This is a genomic window from endosymbiont of Lamellibrachia barhami, assembly GCF_011947365.2.
Classification (GTDB): domain Bacteria; phylum Pseudomonadota; class Gammaproteobacteria; order Chromatiales; family Chromatiaceae; genus QGON01.
This window is the reverse complement of record NZ_JAAVSH020000001.1, coordinates 1,588,122-1,605,907: the sequence shown is the minus strand read 5'-3', so window position 1 is coordinate 1,605,907 and position 17,786 is coordinate 1,588,122. Positions and strand designations below refer to the sequence as shown.

13 protein-coding genes are annotated in these 17,786 nt (G+C 53.2%); 2 read left to right on the top strand and 11 right to left on the bottom strand.

Translation table 11 applies throughout. The annotated features are described in order from the left end of the window. Positions 1 to 163: 163 nt before the first annotated feature. Positions 164 to 1,507 (bottom strand): type VI secretion system-associated FHA domain protein TagH, encoded by a 1,344-nt coding sequence (gene tagH, locus G9Q73_RS07180; protein WP_177419183.1) that lies wholly within the window; start codon positions 1,505 to 1,507, stop codon positions 164 to 166. Positions 1,508 to 1,743: 236 nt separating this feature from the next. Here tagH and G9Q73_RS07175 point away from each other — a divergent pair, with 236 nt between their 5' ends. Continuing rightward, a complete protein-coding gene (locus tag G9Q73_RS07175; RefSeq protein WP_177419182.1) occupies positions 1,744 to 3,777 on the top strand; it encodes a ShlB/FhaC/HecB family hemolysin secretion/activation protein in 2,034 nt (677 codons plus the stop codon). Positions 3,778 to 4,090: 313 nt separating this feature from the next. Beyond that, positions 4,091 to 5,935: a two-partner secretion domain-containing protein gene (locus G9Q73_RS07170; protein WP_177419181.1), complete on the top strand. Its 1,845-nt coding sequence runs from the start codon at positions 4,091 to 4,093 to the stop codon at positions 5,933 to 5,935. Positions 5,936 to 6,296: 361 nt separating this feature from the next. Here G9Q73_RS07170 and G9Q73_RS07165 read toward each other — a convergent pair whose 3' ends face one another. From G9Q73_RS07165 to G9Q73_RS07120, 10 genes are all read right to left on the bottom strand, one after another. Continuing rightward, positions 6,297 to 8,405, bottom strand: a complete 2,109-nt coding sequence (locus G9Q73_RS07165; RefSeq protein WP_177419180.1) for a coiled-coil domain-containing protein — start codon at positions 8,403 to 8,405, stop codon at positions 6,297 to 6,299. Positions 8,406 to 8,470: 65 nt separating this feature from the next. Next, positions 8,471 to 9,922 (bottom strand): mannose-1-phosphate guanylyltransferase/mannose-6-phosphate isomerase, encoded by a 1,452-nt coding sequence (locus G9Q73_RS07160; RefSeq protein ID WP_177419179.1) that lies wholly within the window; start codon positions 9,920 to 9,922, stop codon positions 8,471 to 8,473. Beyond that, positions 9,916 to 11,880, bottom strand: a complete 1,965-nt coding sequence (locus G9Q73_RS07155) for a glycosyltransferase (protein ID WP_177419178.1) — start codon at positions 11,878 to 11,880, stop codon at positions 9,916 to 9,918. The genes G9Q73_RS07160 and G9Q73_RS07155 overlap by 7 nt, the downstream gene beginning before the upstream one ends. A gap of 2 nt (positions 11,881 to 11,882) precedes the next feature. Next, positions 11,883 to 12,392 (bottom strand): KpsE/RkpR family capsule polysaccharide export protein, encoded by a 510-nt coding sequence (locus G9Q73_RS07150; protein WP_177419177.1) that lies wholly within the window; start codon positions 12,390 to 12,392, stop codon positions 11,883 to 11,885. 72 nt (positions 12,393 to 12,464) lie between these two features. Beyond that, positions 12,465 to 13,877 (bottom strand): polysaccharide biosynthesis/export family protein, encoded by a 1,413-nt coding sequence (locus G9Q73_RS07145; protein ID WP_177419176.1) that lies wholly within the window; start codon positions 13,875 to 13,877, stop codon positions 12,465 to 12,467. Positions 13,878 to 14,446: 569 nt separating this feature from the next. Continuing rightward, positions 14,447 to 15,418, bottom strand: a complete 972-nt coding sequence (rfbD, locus tag G9Q73_RS07140) for a dTDP-4-dehydrorhamnose reductase (RefSeq protein ID WP_177419175.1) — start codon at positions 15,416 to 15,418, stop codon at positions 14,447 to 14,449. A gap of 65 nt (positions 15,419 to 15,483) precedes the next feature. After that, positions 15,484 to 16,107: a dTDP-4-dehydrorhamnose 3,5-epimerase gene (gene rfbC, locus G9Q73_RS07135; RefSeq protein ID WP_177419174.1), complete on the bottom strand. Its 624-nt coding sequence runs from the start codon at positions 16,105 to 16,107 to the stop codon at positions 15,484 to 15,486. A 2-nt stretch (positions 16,108 to 16,109) separates the two neighbouring features. Then, a complete protein-coding gene (rfbA, locus tag G9Q73_RS07130) occupies positions 16,110 to 16,985 on the bottom strand; it encodes a glucose-1-phosphate thymidylyltransferase RfbA (RefSeq protein ID WP_177419173.1) in 876 nt (291 codons plus the stop codon). Positions 16,986 to 17,049: 64 nt separating this feature from the next. Then, on the bottom strand, positions 17,050 to 17,421 hold the full coding sequence (locus tag G9Q73_RS07125) for a GxxExxY protein (RefSeq protein WP_177419172.1): 372 nt from the start codon (positions 17,419 to 17,421) through the stop codon (positions 17,050 to 17,052). A 33-nt stretch (positions 17,422 to 17,454) separates the two neighbouring features. After that, positions 17,455 to 17,786, bottom strand: a 332-nt coding sequence (locus G9Q73_RS07120; RefSeq protein ID WP_177421318.1) for a GDP-mannose 4,6-dehydratase, incomplete at its 5' end; no start/stop codon positions are given.

Genomic DNA, 17,786 nt, shown 5'->3' with positions numbered 1-17,786 from the left:
TTTGAGTCACGATTTATGATCCAGGCGTTAATCGCATACGCCCGATCCGTTACGCTTGATCGGGCCTGCACGGCGTTCTCTGAATTGCAGCAACTGATCAGATTATTGAGACCAACTTGTTTTGGGCCGGTTCAAGCGTAGCGGAACCGGTAACTCCACTCGATCAGTCTTTGCGACCTCTGGCCAGCCTGGTGATCTGTTCCTCGTAGGCACGGGCGAACTCTTCGCCGAAGAGATCCTGAAAATTGTCCTCGGCCTCCGCCAGCAGTTCCTTGTGCTTCTCCGAGTACTGCTCCCAGTACCAGGCATTTTTGCTCTCCAGCAGGCTGCGTCCCCCCTTCTGCTGGAAGAATCGCTCCAGGGCCTCCGGTTCGAAACGCTGCAGCATGGCGGAGAGTGCGCCCTGCATGCCGGCCATTACCGCCATCTGATGGGCTGAGATGTCGTCAACCGCTTCCTGGATTGCATCCAGAGGAGAGAGGTAGGCGTTGTTGTCAGGCTTGAACAGGTGCGAGAGCGCATCTTCGACGCTGACGGTAAATTTTAGTGGATTGTTCTCCACCGGCCGGATGGTGGTGAGCTGCATGCGGAACTGGCTCTTGATCTCGGCGCGTGCGCGCAGCACCCCCATCAGGCCCTCCACCATCTCCCGCATCAGGGCGCCCAGTGTACGCAGGGTTTCCGGTGCTGCATCCTTTGGGATGTCGAATTGCGGCATGCCGGCGCCTTCGAGGATCAGGCGCAACGCCTCTTGATCCTGAACGGACGCCGGAGGACTCGGCGCGACCGCAGACTTGGCTGCGGGCGGTGGTGCCGGATGGGGTTCAGATACAGGTTCTGCAGCCGGTGGCGGTGCCGACAACGGGGCTTCTGTCAGTGAGTCCCAATCCTCGGGGATGGCCTGGGGTGGTTGGAAAAATTCGTTTTCCACCGGCACATCATCCCGTTCCGAACCGGTGACGGGAGAGGCGACTGGTTCCGGTGGTGCGGAAAAGAGGGAGTTGGTGGTGGGCGTGGTGTCCACCCGATCGTCGTCCGCTTCTCTCTCATGGAAAAAAGCGTCAACGGCAGGCGATGCTGCAGGGGGCGGGGGTGGTGCGGCAAAAGGATTGTCTTCGCCGAAGGCAGGGACCGCAGCCCCTGCGTCTCCCTCCAAAACGATCTCGATCTCATAGTCGCCGATCAGCAGATGGTCGCCGTTGCTCAGCGGCGCGCTGTTGCCGCGCCCCAACGGCTGCTCGCTGCCTCCTACATAGATACCGTTGGTGCTGGTGTCGGTAATGTAGAAGCTGCCGTCGCGAAAGACAATGGCCGCATGTTTGCCGGAGATGAAACGTTCGGGATCGGGCAGCACGAAAAGGTTACCGGCAGAACGTCCCAGGGTACCGCCCTGTTCGTCGAACTCAGCCGACAAAGGAGTGACAGGCGGCTGATTGCGGTAGGTGGTGACGTTCAGACAGAGTTTCATGGGTGGTAGAGACTGATGATCCAAATTGGGTTGGGACAATTTCGCTTCCATGATCCGGGTCAGGATCGGTATAACCAGACGGGGCGCTATACGGATTACCTGATCAGGTGGTCAATCTTATATCTTCTGCAACTGATCGGTAAATATCAATGATAATCGCACCTTTCATTAGCCGCTTCGGTTGTCTTTGCCGAACATGGGCATATACTTTCCCAAGTATCGTAAGCTTTATTGGGGTTTGCGAAAAGGCGTGTCGGCGGGCTGGGGATGAGGCAATGGGTGTAGTCGGTGTAAGACAACGCAGCCGGGGATTGATCCGGGTCCTCACTCTCGTCTTGGTGTTCTCCGGCATCGGACCGGTTCAGTCCGCCGGTCCACTTATCCCCGCTCCTGCAATGCCGCGGGAGGTGGACACTCCGGGGCCGGTGCTGGACATCCCACTGCCCGAAGAGGGGGCGGAGGAGGCCATCAAAGGTTTCCGTGTCCCACTCAAACGGGAACGCGTCCCGGACGAGAATCGGGTCGAGGTCAATCGTCTGAGTGTCAAGCGACTCATTCCCATCCAGCAGTTCGAAGGCAAGTGCGCCAAGAGCGAACGCGGTTTTACCTGCGACATCAATCTGCAGGACGATGCACTGCAGCAGGTGCTCGACGAGGTGCTGCAGGCTTACCGCAAGCAGTTCGCCATGTTCGACCAGGCGGGCATCAATGTACGGCTCACCTTCGATGTCGACTGCAACCACACCGAATATGGCGAGTTCTGTGCCGTGCCGGTGCAGGATCCGGCACTTGATCAACTGCTCAAATCGGTTCTGCAGGAGTATGAAAACCAATTTTCCATCTTCGACCTGGAGGATGTCTCCGTCCGGGTAACCAACTTTTTCCGCGAGCGCGACAGAATCCTGGATACCGCTTTTCTTCCCCCCCAGACGGTGGAAAACGCCTCAGTGGAGATCCATCTCCTTGAGGGGCGGCTGGGCAAGGTGGCGGTCAAGGGCAATCAGCGTTATGCGCCTGAAGTCTTGTTGAAACCCTTCGACAAACTGGTGGATGAGCCGGTTACCCGTGGCGAAATCACCCAGTCTCTGCTCAATGTATGGGACTACCCCGGACTGCGTCTGGCAGAGCGTCGCGCCCAGTTGACCTTCTACCCCGACGAAGAGGTGGGCAAGACCGCGTTGGAGCTGGAGGTCTTCGAAGAGAAGTACCCTTTCAACCTCGGTTTTTCATTGGACAACTCCGGCTCTGAATATTCCGGCATCTATCGCGGTCGCCTGACCCTCGACTGGAACAACCCCACCGGCGCTGCCGACCGGCTTTCGGCATCGCTGCTCAACAACGTCAGTCCCAGTAACGGTCGCTTCTATGCCCTTGACTACATGCGGCCGATCATTACACCGGACTACCATGTCAGTATGGGAGTCAGTCGCAACCAGTTCGATATTGGCCAGGAACTGGAGGTGTTCGAGATCGACGGTGTGACCGAGCAGATGTACCTCACCCTCGACCGGGTCTTCTGGCAGACCTTTCGCACCCGTCTCGCTGCCTCTGCGGGGCTGACGCTCAAAGATGCCCAGACCCGCCAAACGGATATAGTCACCGCCCAGGACAAACTGTCGGTGTTCAACTTTGGTCTCGATTTCCTCGATTCCGACGAACTGTTAGCACCGGCGGGGCGCTCCAACCAGCTGCGTCTGAACGTCGCCTACCACCGGGGAGTCGGGGGCCTGTTCGGGGCGATGGAAGGAGAGAATGCCCCCAATTCCAGTCGTACCGGCGGTGACGGGACAAAAGCCGGAGGGAGCTTCGGCAAGTTCGTCTTCGGCGCGGTGCGTAAACAGCAGTTTTTCGCCGACACCATGCTCTGGCTGCGGGTGAACGGGCAGTATTCGCCGGATCTGCTGGTCTCCCTGGAACAGATGGCCCTGGGCGGCCCGAGTAGTGTGCGGGCCTATCCTACTGCCGAGTTTCTGCGCGACAGCGGTTACTTCCTCTCCCTGGAGTGGTCATCGAAACTGCCCTTTTTCAAGGAGACTGCGGTTCCCGCTTGGATCGCCGGCTCCACCGTCACCACCTGGGGGCGGGCGATTACCGTATCGCTCTTTGTGGATCATGCCAGCGGCTGGCTCAACAATCCTCTGGACAATGAGGATGAATCCATCGCCCTCAGCGGCGCCGGGTTTGGATTGGGTTTCAACACCTCCCGCTTCAGTATGAACATGTCGCTGGCCACGCCCTTGGGGGATCGGGAACCGAGCAATGAAAGAGATCCTCAGTTATTTGTGAACATGCTGCTCCAGCTTTTTTGACAGTGTCTGATAGGCATTGCTATTGTTGGAATTAAAGCAATAAATATCATATATCATTATGATAAATATAATATTATTATGCTTAAGTAATGGGAATTCAGGTCAAACTAAGACACTATAGTAAAATGGGTAGAGCCAAAAAATAGTCCATACTGATATTAAGCGAAGTGTAGCGTGGTGAGGTCGGAGATCGTCGGAGAGTTCAGCCATGAGAAGGCGCCATCAGCGAAGGAAAACGGCACGCGTAGGCCAGGCTGCCACTGGTCGGGGTGAGGCCTGCTTCGCCTTAAAAGAGTTAACACACTACATACGGATGGCAATCGTCCTGCCAGCCACTCTGCTGCTCGCCCAGCCGGGTATGGTTCTGGCCGGCCCCCAGGGGGGACAGGTAGTCGGCGGTCAGGGCGCGATCAGCGCACCCAACGCCAACACCACCCTGATCCAGCAGCAGTCCCACAACCTGGCTCTGGAGTGGCAGAGCTTCAACGTCCAGGCCCAGGAACTGGTGCGATTCCAGCAACCCTCCGTCTCCTCCGCCGTCCTCAACCGCATCCTCGACCAGAGCCCCAGCCAGATCTTCGGCACCATCGAAGCCAACGGACGGGTTTTTCTCGCCAATCCCAACGGCCTCATCTTCGGCCGTACTGCCACCGTCAACGTCGGCAGCCTCATCGCCGCAGGCCTGGACATGGATCCGGACAAGTTCATGGATGGCAAATATGAGCTGGGCCTGCCTGACGGCCAATCCCCCGGCAGCGTAATCAATCGAGGTTTGATCGAGGCCGCCACCGGCGGCAGCGTCGTTATGGTGGGCGGTACCGCCAGCAATGAAGGGCTGATCGTTGCCGACGTGGGTTACGTCCACCTTGCTTCCGGCCGCAAGGCCGTGGTCGATTTTGACGGCACCGGGTTGATCCGCTTCCGCGTCGATGAGGCAGTGCTGGGAAATGACAGCGGTGCACAAGCGGCAGTCGTCAACTCCGGTGAGATCCGTGCCGAAGGCGGCACTGTGATCCTCGCCGGCCACACCGCCCGCGACGTATTCAGTCAAGTGGTCAACAACACAGGCGTGATCCACGCCGGCAGCATCGACAAATCCGGCGGCAAGATTCGGCTGACCGGGTTTGGCGGGTTGGTGGCCAATAGCGGCAAGTTGGATGCGTCGGGTAGCAAAGGCGGCAGCGTCGAGGTTGCAGGCGACCGCATCACGTCCAGCGGCGCTATTGTTGCCGATGGCAGCGCCGGTGATGGGGGGCGGGTGAAACTGGAATCAGCCGATACCACGCTTCTGACCGATAACAGCACCACCAGCGCCCAATCCAAGGCTGGAGGCAAAGGCGGTAGCGTGCAGGTGTTGGGCGACAAGGTTGGGCTGTTCGGCAACGCAACGATTGACGCCTCCGGCCATAACGGTGGCGGCGAAGTGCTGGTCGGCGGTGATTACCAGGGGGGTAATCCGGATGTAATGAATGCGGATCGAACCTATGTCGGGGCCGATGTGCAGATCAAGGCGGATGCCATTGTTGAGGGTGATGGCGGCAAGGTCATCGTTTGGGCGGATGAATTTACCAAGTTCTACGGAACCATTAGTGCTAAAGGCGACAGCAATTCAGGCAGTGGTGGTTTTGCCGAGGTTTCCGGCAAAGAGGGTTTGATCTATCGAGGAACAACTGATCTATCTGGAACGGATGGCCGTCAGGGGACGCTCCTCCTCGATCCTGGCACGATCACCATTGCTGGCGGAACTTCAGACGGTAGTGATAACGAGGCCGGCGATTCGGCAACCGTGCTCTCTCATGATGGCGATACAACCATAGCATTTACAGAGATTCCGGCCAGTTTTACCGTGTATGAATCCGAAATCGAAGGAACGAATGCAGATATCATCCTGCAAGCCACTGATGGTATCTCTACCTCTGGAACATTTAATAATGGCGGCGAAGGGAGTGGCATACTCCTGTTGAATACTGATCGATCCTTGACTCTGATTACTCGCAATGCAGCATTAGAAGGAAGCACAGGCATTGATGTCTCTGCGATAGAAATCCGCGGGCAAGGTGCTGGAGATATCATCATCCAAACCGGATCATTCAGGGCGGAGAGCAGGCGCAGCACCACCAGTTGGTTTAGTACTGCCGCACCAACGGAAGTACAATGAACCTTGGGCCATCGCTACGGCCTTGTTACTGGATTTGCGTGAGCTGGCCTTACTGATCCACTTCCGATTGCCAGCGCAGTCGGCCATCGGATTCTTGTGCCAGACGAGACAGAATAGCCGTCAGTGGAACCGACCGTCCAGTGACTCATTACCAGCTCCAGTAGCGCAACATCCTGATTAAAGTGGTCAATACGTTGCGATTGACTGCTCTATAAAGCAGGTAGTTTTGATTGAGCGCTGTACACCACAGATACTGTTGTTTGCCGGCTTGCCTGCTTCTGAATGGTGTCTGTACCTTCTTTCATATCAACAGGCGGTATTGGCTTTATTCAATTGTGTTGTTCACAAAAGCAACCACACTTTATGGCGTCCATGCGCTGATACCCTGGAGTGATGGCAACCGGCCCTCCTCTTTTCCATACCTGAGATAATGTATCAGTGGGTTGATTTCTGCTTGGGCGATGTCGGGGTTGGTAGTCAAATAGAACGTGGTATCAAATTTAGGCGATGGGTTACGCCCCTCTGATGCACCGTAACACAGATAGTGCTGAACGGGATCGATGCCAGCTTGGGCCACATCGGGATACTCGGCAAGATACCAAGTCTCGTCGAAAAGACCGGAACCTTTCAGCAGATTGACAAGCACCTTCTCTCTTTTCTTCGCCTTGTTCGTGAGTCTGAATGGCTTTGTAAGGGCGCGGATGGGTGCAGTAATATTCGAGGCTCGGGTCGGTCTGGACTTCTCTGGCTCTCGCTGTTCTTCGGAATCGCTGGATTCGGCTTTAGTTTGTTCTTCTAATTCCCGTACCAGTTCCTGGTATTTCAGGAAATAGTGTTCCAGCTCTTCCTGTACCTGGTGCAGCTGCAACAGTAATAGTTCATTTTCCTGTTCGACCTCCTTGTTGGCCGCCTCCAGCTTCTCTTGTGACTGCCTGGCCTGAACGAGCTGTGTCTGACGTTCAGTAGCCAGCTTTGCCTGTTCGTCCTTCGCCTTGGTCAGTTGCTCAATCTGCGTTTGCAGTTTCTGCTGTTCACCCGCTAACCCTTTCCGTATCTTCTCCTCTGCCTGAAAGTGCCTTTTGGCCTCATCCAGTTCCTGCTGGAGCTGCTTTAGCTTAGTGCCTTGTTCCTCCTGAGCTTGGCTGATCTGCTGCTTTTGCAGGAAAACGGCTTCGAGTTCTTCCTGTACTTGGTGCAGCTGTAGCAAGAGCAGTTCGTTTTCCTGCCCGGTCTCTTTGTTGGCCGCCTCCAGCTTCTCATGTGCCTGCCTGGCCTGGGTGAGCTGTGCCTGACGTTCAGTGGCCAGCTTTGCCTGCTCGTCCCTTGCCTTGGTCAGTTGCCCAACCTGCGATTGAAGCTTCTGCTGTTCACCCGCTAATCCTTTCCGTATCTTCTCCTCTGCCTGAAAGTGCCTTTTGGCCTCATCCAGTTCCTGCTGGAGCTGCTTTAGCTTAGTGCCTTGTTCCTCCTGAGCTTGGCCGATCTGCTGTTTTTGCAGGAAAACTGCTTCGAGTTCTTCCTGTACTTGGTGCAGCTGTAGCAAGAGCAGTTCGTTTTCCTGCCCGGTCTCTTTGTTGGCCGCCTCCAGCTTCTCTTGTGCCTGCTTGGCCTGGGTGAGCTGTGTCTGGCGTTCAGTAGCCAGCTTTTCCTGCTCATCTCGCACCTTGGTCAGTTGCTGTATTTGGTCTTGGCGCTCTACGGCCAGTTTCGCCTGTTCATCCCTTGCCTGTGTCAGCAGCTCAACTCGCACTTGCCCTTGCTGATAGCTGTGGTACACCTCCAGCGGCTGAGGGGATTCATGGGCCGTTGTCTCGCCCAGGGGTTGGGCGCTCGCCTCCAGCTCCATTTGCAGGTCTTGAATGGCCGGCTGTTCGCCCAGGAACTGGCTGGCCAGCAGACACTCCAGTGCAGGAGCGGCGGTAGTAAGAATAGGTGACGGGTTCGCAGCTTGCAGCACTAGCCCGATGCGTTGACAGGCCTCTGCCAATGCTTCCGGCTGCTGTGCAGCCATCTCTGCGTCGAGCAATAGGCTACGGCGGCGATTGCGGCGCTGAAAGTGTATCAACACCTGGTTCGACGCATACCAGGCCTCCATGAACTGCTCAGGATCCACGCCTTGCTGAAGTGCGTAGGCCAATGCACTCTCTGCGCGAATATAAAAGAGCAGAAACTTCGCTTGCGGGAATGTCGTGGCCCAGAAATCAAGCAGCCACAGGCTTCGACTATCCGCCCACAACATCGGAGTATCAGCTCCCTCAGAGAACAGCGCAGCCGCCTTTTCTGCCAGATCAAGGCTGGGTTGGACAGGCTGATTGAGCTGAAGCAGATCCGTTACACCAGCCTCCTGGAACAGCTTGTCATACCATTTAGCGAAGGAGTCTCCACCCTCTTCAAGTCCTAGCTGCCGCAAGGCTGGAAATGCGGTTTCCCAACCGCTATGCAGGCAACCGGTAGTTACCACTATGTTCATGTATGTGTCATCTTGTTTGATAGCCGATTGCGATTTCATGGTTTTCGTGGGTTGTCTCGCTCCTATTAGCTGTCGTAGTGATCCTTGATACGCCGACCGTAGTTATCCTCGATGCGAACGACATCATCTTCACCCAGGTATTCACCGCTCTGCACTTCGATCATAATCAGATCTATCACACCGGGGTTTTCCAACCGGTGTTTATGGCCTGCGGGGATGTAGGTGGATTCGTTGGCTTTGATCAACATCTTTTCTTCACCATTGATGATACTGGCAGCGCCACGTACCACGATCCAGTGCTCGCTGCGGTGGTGATGCATCTGCAGTGACAGCGATGCGCCGGGTTTGACCTCAATGCGTTTGATTTTGTAGCGCCTGCCCTCTTCCAGCACTGTGTAAGCACCCCAGGGGCGGGAGACAGTACGGTGAAGCTTATAACATTCATGGCCTTCCGCCTTGAGCTTTTTGACTACCTCGCGCACATTCTGGGCCTGATCCCGATGGCTTACGAGCAGCGCATCCGGGGTGTCAACAATCATGATGTTTTCCAGCCCAAGCGTAGCTACCAGCCGGTCCTCACTTTGTACAAAGCAGTTGCGGCTGTTGACATTGACGACTTCACCCAATGCCCGGTTACCCTGTTCGTCGGGTTCAGCAAGATCTGCCAGTGCCTGCCAGGAACCGATGTCGCTCCAGTCGAAGCCGGCTGCCACAACGGCGACATTATCGGCTTTTTCCATGATGGCATAATCGATGGAAATGTTTTCCAAAGTCGAAAAGCTATCAGCTTCGAGTTCACAGTAGGCATCCTGCCGATTACAATGCGACGCCTCCCAGCAATGTTCGCCCGCCGCCAACATATCTGGCGCATGACGTGCAAAAGCAGAAAGCAAATCGCTCACACGGAAGCAAAACATGCCCGCATTCCAGTAGTGCCCACCCTCTGTGATCATCCGTTCGGCTTCATCGAGCGGCGGTTTCTCGATGAATCTGACAACCTTAAATCCCCCTTGCGTCTCCGCAATATTTTCGCCGGCGCGGATATAACCAAAGCCGGTCTCCGCCTGGGTGGGCTGTATACCAAACGTGACGAGGTAACCCTGTTTTGCCAGTTCACGTGCTCGTTCTACATCGGCACGAAATTCCACCATATCTTTGATCAGGTGGTCGGCTGGCAGTACAAGCATGACCGCATCTTCACCATGCCGATCACGGATCTTTAACGCACCCAAGAGTATCGCTGGGGCAGTATTTCGCCCAGTTGGTTCTAACAGGAACCGGGGAATCACGTCATCAAGTATGCTTCTGCTCCAGCAATCCTTACTCTGGAAGTAGTAGTCGCGATTGGTAATGGTAAGTACTTCTCTGACTTCATCGCAACCAATAGCACGCGAATAGGTTTTTTCCAGCAGAGTATCGCCATCCGCCAGACGAATGAAGGGCTTCGGATGTCCTTCTCGCGAAACCGGCCACAAGCGGGTACCGGCACCACCGGAAAGTACAACAGGTATCAACATGGTCTTGCCCCTGCTAGATTGAGTTGGTGTTTTATTTCATTCAATCGTTGCGCATATCGGGTGCCTGCAGTAGCAGGGCTGAAGTCAAATGCCTTTGGTTCCACGGACCTTGGATCAGTGCGGATGCTTCGCATCAGTTCCGCAGCATGATCGGTATCTGGATCTGCCCAGCTTTGGCCATCGGCATGGAAGTACTCCAAGCGACGCACATCCCGTCGCCGATAGCGCACCAGTCCGACCCGATCTTCCGTGCAAAAGTCGAGATTTCCGGAAAAACCGGTGGCGATAAGCTGAAGATCCAGCATCAGTGCCTCTGCGAGCCCTCGTCCAAACCCCTCTGCCCGGTGCAACGACACGTAGCAGTCACAGCATTGGTAGAGTGCCAGTACCTCAGGCCTGCGCAATGTAGCATCAATAAGATGGATACGGGGATCTGCATCGATAAGACGCTTTATCCGCTTCCACGCTTTATTTCCCGCCTTGACATGACTCGCCTTGACGACCAAACCAATCTTCCTGCCTCCATCGGAGCTGGGAAAGGCGCACTGAAATGCCTGGATAACGGCTACTGGATTTTTGCGAACGAGTGTGGAGTTAAAATCGAATGAGAAGACGAAAAGATAGTCCTCTTCAGGCAAGCCGAAATCTTTACGCCCCATCGGGGCCACACTGTCGATTGTGACAGAGAGCGGCATCGCGTAAACGGGGCACTGTGCCCTTCGATAGGCATTGGCAGTGTAGTGGCTGATTCCCCATAGCTCATCCACCATGCTGAACGCATGGGTACAGCTTGCGGGCCAGTCGGGCAACTCCCAGGGCCAATAACCGATATTATAGCGATCTTCAAACAGATCGAGGCCCCGCTCACATGCGTAGCGTACCTGCTCGATGCCGGTGGTACAGAAGATATTTATAGCGTAGCGTGGCTCATCGACGATCCATTGATCGACGCTTTTGTCTTTTTGCGAAACATTATCACCCGGTTTGACATTGACGATGCAAAAAGGAATGGCATGAGACTTCAGTGCCAGGGCAAGCAGCCGTACATCCTCGCCAATGCCGATCTCGCCTTGCGCGTAGCCGAACAGGTTTACGCCAAAGGGGTCGGTTGATCGTGATAATGGGCGTTGGCTTATCGGTATGCGGTTTGTAATGCTGGCCAGCTGAAACTGGGTGGGACGGCGCTTGAAACGCACCCCAAGCCAGGCAAGTTTTCGTAACACCAGCTTGGGGAGCCGAAGATAAAATCGGCTCTGTCCTGCAGGCAACAGGGCCTTATCAGGTTCCGTTAGGGATGTACACTGATCTCCAATAGGTAGTTGTTTAACCTCAGCGTGTGCTTCCAGGGTTTGCTGAACATCGGCCAGACCAAACGTTTCGACCAGCTGCAGTGTACTTTTTCCAACATCTTTTCTTTTAAGCCGAAGCATGGCAATCAGCGAATCTGGAGTACCAAACTGCCGACGAAAAAATTCAACTTGCCATAAACTTGCTTTAGGAAGCATGAACTTATGGCGTTCGCCACGCCAAAAAGCGCGTGCTATGCGGTGCCGGGCTTTAGCATCCCTCAGCATGGGCGCAACGAAATAGCGATAGCGCACGACCCCGTAGAAGAACATTGCAACTGAAAAGCCATCGGCCCAACGGTCATTATTAAGGGAAGGCAGTATTAGTGGGCGCACCAAGGCAGCATCCCACGCTGGTATTGAGCGCAAAATAGCATACTGTCGTCGTCCCTCGATGGCACACCAAGCAAGAAACCGGACGAAGTCTTTTGGCCTACCTTCATGCAAAGGAAAGCGCCGCTGCAAAATCGGGCGCAGGTGCCAAATTGCAAGCATGGCACCATAGATTGGGGTAGGAAGGTGGAAGGGCATTGCAATCGGAGCAAGCAATCCATGTCCTTCAGATTGCGTCTTCCCATTAAGTTCAAGCATTGCCTCGATGCGCGGATTCATCCTTAGTCCTGATGTTCCCTGATTGTGGTAATCGTCATTCTGACTATGCCAAACAGCATCACCAATACGATGAGTGCCGTAACCAGGATATAGACTCTCTCCGGATACTTTGCCTCATCGGCCAGAGAGGGTTTACTGATGACAACCAGGTGCTTCATCTTCTTTGAGGCCTCTGCTCTTGACTGCTCAAGGGCGACCAGAGCAGAGGCATAGGCGTCTTTAGTAAATTCGAGATCGAGCTGAAGGTTAGTAAATTTCACCATCAGATCGTTCAGCTCTTCATCCCCTTCGCCGATCAATCGACGTTTTTCATCGATTATCTGCTCCGTGAGCGCCCGAATACGTTCCTTACTGGCGATCACTTGTGGGGAGTTACTCTTTTGAAATCCAAGAAGCTGTTTTAGTTTGGCTTTCTCCTGACTGAGTTCACCCTCCAGAATGTCCATGATGGCAGTGAGAGACTGCCCCTGCTGCTCAGGACTGAAGATCTGGTATCTATTCTGAAACTCCAACAGACACTGCTTGGAAAGCTTGGTGAGTCACCGTGCTACCAACTGCTGCTCCACATATTGTACTTCGTTCAGTTACGTATTGCTCACCGGCACGATATACTGTTCTGCCGTCCAGCCTTCACGATGAGTGACGGCATGCATCATCATCACCTCACCGACCGTACGAACAAGCTGTGTATTGGTGGGGATGACGAGGGTATCATCAGGCTCCAGCAGAATATTCTGTTGGACCCCATCCTGCAAGGTCACCACTCTTCCCAGCGGATCAATCAGGCGGGCCCGCTCGGCAAACTTGGCCATCATCTCGGCCTCCTGGACACGAATCCCCACCTCTCCATGGGAGCCGGATAACGCCAGCATTGAGCTGCGCTCCAAACGGAACAGGCTATCACTGATAGCGTCCTTCTGCGCCACGGCCACCGAAACACGGCGTATGTAAATCGCCGCGGTGTTTGCCAACCTGGGATCGACCGGGATGTGGTTGAGCACATCCACCAGACGGGAACCACGCTTTACCGACATCGTGGCCGGTCCGTTAAATTCGCCCTGGATATTGATCAGTATGGTGTTGGCACGCCCATCGTCCCTGAGTGTTACCGTATCGCCATCGCGCAAGGAGTAACCAAGAAAGGTCATAAGTGACATGGTCTGCTTAACCGGCCGACCACTGCGCATGCCGATAATAGTGACCTCAGTGGCCTGTGCAGCCTTGGGGATCACCTTGAGGATCTCACCTCCCGATGAACTTGCTGACTTCATCTCGATCAGCGCACTTCGAGCCACATTGCCCTCAAGCTGAATAACGGCCCCACGCTGTTTGACCAGGATGGTGTCATTCTCCTGCAGTTGGAGTGAGACGATCTTACCCTTGAGGATAAAATCATAGAGATCGGTCGTATTGATGGTTTTTCCAGCGCGGATGATCTCAATTTTTCGGTAACTGCCCAGTTTGGGATCGATGCCATCCGCCAGATCGAGAAAATAGAGAAGGCTGTCGGAAGGAAGACCGGCGTAGAGGCCAGGATTGTTGACCATGCCTGTCACATAGACGGCAACCGGCTGTGCAGTGGCAAGATTGGTGTAAACATCAAAATTGCTGGTGTAGACCTTCTGGATATGTGCCTTGACGGTACTGGTCAGATCGGCATTTTTCACCCCTTCGAGCTTCAGGGGACCTATCTCAGGCATGAAGATATTACCCTGACTGTCGATGGTATAGATATCTTTTATGGTCACCGCTCCCCACGCAGCGACGGCTACCTTGTCACCTGGGGCAAGAATATAGCTGGGGTTGAGCCCGTCACCTCGTGTCTTAAGGAAATTTCCGCTGAAAAGTTTTGCACCGAATGGCTCGATCACGTCCTCTTGCTGAACGGCAACTGGAGGACTGGGTAAAACGACCTCTGCGGCGTGGAGTGACCATGCCAAACCATAAAATATTACGAGGATAAGCAGAGTGATGAAACGCCTCTTCACCCGATCCATCCCCATCCGAACTCCATAAAATTGTTTAATATCAGTCACTTTACGGAACCCGTTAAAAAGATATCTCCGGAGAAAAACCAATTGTGTCCGTCATTACAGGCCACTCGTCCTCTGGTGGCCCCAGGGGTGGGATTCCCGGTAATCGTAACAGGCCGGCAGCGCCTGCCACTTGCTGCGGTGTATAACTCGCCTGCAACGAATATGACCGAACCCACTGCACCTCTCACCCCAGGGTTCATAGTTGTAATCTCAGAGAGAATGGCCGATTCAAGGGGATTGCTGACGGAATAGGTTGCAACATCCTTCTGCACGGTCTCTGTCTTAGCCGATGGGGCACTTATAGAGGTAGCACATCCTGTGACTGACGCCAGACAGGCCATCAATATGAGCAGAGTGATTTTTCTGACAGTTTCCATACCAGGGAGATAAAAAGCGCTCAAAAAGGGGGGCAATAAACCTAAACGGTGTAGTCTACAGATTAAGGAATCTCTGATCAATTGCCATATCGAGCGCGGGGAGAAACCTGGTTCACATAACCCATTGATAATACAATTGTTTAAAACTAAAGTTTATTTCATCACTTGATCCAGCACTAATTTCCAGTCAGGAAGCACCACACCGAAATGGTGTCGCAGCTTGGTATTATCCAATGTTGAATATCCTGGTCTCGGTGCAGGAAGTGGATACTCCTCTGTCGTAATAGGCTTTGCAGATTGGAGTAATATTTTTTCACCCGCTTCCCGCATCAATTCAAATATTAGTCTTGAAAAGCCATACCATGTCGTCATTCCATCTGAACTCAGATGGTAGAGTCCCCGCTTCTCATCAACCAAATCCGAATTTACTACGCATTGCGAAACAGCTTGGCTGGTTGCTTCTGCAATATGCCGACACCAAGTTGGGGCGCCATACTGATCGTCTACAATCCTAAGTTCCTCGCGCTCTTGCGCCAAGCGCCGCATTGTCATCAGAAAGTTATGACCCCGAAAACCATAAACCCAGCTGGTTCGAAAGATAAGATATCGCCCATCAACTGCCTTAATCGCCTTCTCACCGGCCAGCTTTGTCTTTCCGTAGACACTTAGTGGATTTGTTGGACTCTCTTCCTTGTAGGGTTCGGTTGCTTTGCCATCAAACACGTAATCTGTTGAGTAGTGGATTAGTGTGGCTTTAATGGCTTTTGCTTCCTCTGCCAGAATACCGGGGGCTGTGCCATTTACCACCATGGCAAGCTCATGTTCTTCTTCAGCCTTATCGACAGCTGTGTAGGCGGCGGCGTTGATGATCCAGTCGGGTTTGATTTCCCGCACTGCTTTGCGAATGGTGTCGGGATCCGCAAGGTCAATAGCGATTGGGTGAGTTTTGCGGCCGATGGCAATGACATCGCCCAGTGTGGCCATGGTGCGTCGAAGTTCCCAGCCAACTTGGCCTTGATCGCCGATGATTAGAATTCGTGTTTTTTTCACGTCTTTAAAACTATTTCTGGGCAACCTGAAAAGATTATTACTCTCACCAAGACGCCAAGTGCGCCAAGAAATCATTGTTTGCGCACTTCCTCCGCGTACTTTGCGTCTTGGCGAGAGTCTCTTGATTTACGGGGTCGGAGTCAAACCGCCCCAACCACATCGTTTTTACCATCATTATTTGCGCGGTTTGACTCCGACCCCTGGCGCAATTGAAAGTAATCGGGTAACCGTTCGACTGGGAAATCCTTTAAGCGTATGCCTTGACGGTCCTTAGCGGAGAGTTCCGGGCTATCAATCGGCCAATCGATAGCCAGGTCTGGATCATTCCAAAGTATGCTGCCTTCAGCACCCGGATTGTAACGGTCGGTGCATTTGTAGCTGAACAGAGCCGTCTCGCTGGTTACGCAGAATCCATGGGCAAAACCCTCTGGAATGTAGATCAGCCGCCTGTTTTCAGATGAAAGGCTTACCGATGCCCATTGTCCAAACGTGGGTGAACCATGACGAATATCGAGTGCCACATCGTAAACTTCACCCTGAAGGACCGTGACGAGTTTCCCCTGGGCATTGGGATTCTGAAAATGCAGCCCACGTAGCACCCCTCGACGTGACATGGAGAGGTTGTCCTGCACAAAGTCAGCCGCAATCCCTGCATCGGTATAGAGTTGCTTATTCCAGGTTTCTGTGAAGAAGCCACGCTCATCACCAAAAACTTTCGGCTCGATAATCAATACGCCCGGTAGTTCTGTTTCGATCACTTTCATTCTTAACTTCGACCTTCTTTGAGCAATCTTTCCAGATACACCCCATAGCTGTTTTTTGACAATGCGGTTGCCTGTTTTTCCAGTGCTTCATCATCAATCCAGCGATTTCTCCAGGCGATCTCTTCGGGGCAGGATATTTTTAGCCCCTGACGAAGTTCCAGAGTCTGTACAAACTGGCTGGCTGCAAGCAATGAATCATAGGTACCTGTATCCAACCATGCGGAACCTCTGCCCAACAGATGAACATTGAGTTGCTCTCTTTCCAGGTAGATGCGGTTGATATCAGTTATCTCCAACTCACCACGTGGTGATGGTTTTAATGATTTAGCAATTTCCACGACCTGATCGTCATAAAAATAGAGGCCGGTTACCGCAAAATTAGAGCGTGGATTCTCCGGCTTTTCCTCTAGACTGACTGCACGACCGCTGCCATCAAACTCAATAACCCCGTATCGCTCAGGGTCTGTGACATGATAGGCAAATACTGTGGCACCATCCTTATGGTTTACGGCATCAATAAGGATTTCTTTAAGATAGTGTCCGTAAAAGACATTGTCCCCCAGGACCAGAGCACAGTTATCATCGCCAATAAACGCTTCACCCAGAATAAAGGCCTGTGCCAACCCTTCAGGCCTGGGCTGAATTTTATACTGAATATTTAGCCCCCACTGAGCACCATCACCAAGGATATCTTCAAAACGCTCTTTGAAGGTAGGTGCAGTGATGACAAGGATATCCCTGATTCCCGCCAGCATGAGCGTGCTTAACGGATAGTAGATCATCGGTTTGTCATAGATAGGGAGGAGTTGTTTTGAAACGCCTATTGTTACCGGGTGAAGGCGTGTTCCAGAACCACCGGCGAGTATAATTCCTTTCATTGTGTTTCCTGTTCTTTGGTACTAGGCACCACGAAGCTCACGAAGAGCACGAAGGTTTTGATTTTTAGAGTACGAGGCGTTTAATTCCATTTTTCAACAGTGTGGTATTAAAGTTGATGAGTAGCCCTGTTCTGATATCCGCAAGTTTCATATAGGTTAGTATCTGAGCTTCGTGAATCCGCTGGATTGAATCTACGCTCTTCAATTCAACAATCAGGTTCCCTGCCACCATAAGATCGATACGGTACCCACAATCCAGAGCGAGACCCTTATACTCAACAGGCAGAGCCATTTGAGTAACACATTCAATATTGTGTCCTCTTAGTTCATGCGCCAAACATTTTTCGTAGGTGGATTCCAGCAAGCCGGGCCCAAGTTCCCGATGTACTTCGATCGCGCAACCAATCACTTGTTTTGACAGCTGGTCAAACTCCATCTTCGTGTCCTTCGTGCGCTTCGCGGTGAATAGTTAACTCACTGAACTATTCAGGCCCAGTCGTTCTCTGCGATAGCTGCCGTCCTGCACTCTTCGACACCACTCCAAATTATCGAGATACCATTTAACGGTTTTCAGCATACCGCTCTCAAAGGTCTCTTCAGGAACCCAGTCAAGTTCTCTCTTAATCTTACTGGAATCGATGGCATAGCGCTGATCGTGATGGCCTGGGCGATCTTCAACATAAGTAATGAGATCAGCGTAGGCATCTACTTCATGACTGTTGGGAGCCAGTTCATCGAGGTGGGCGCAAAGCGTGTGGACCACTTCAAGGTTGGTTTTCATTGTAGGCAATACGTAACTGA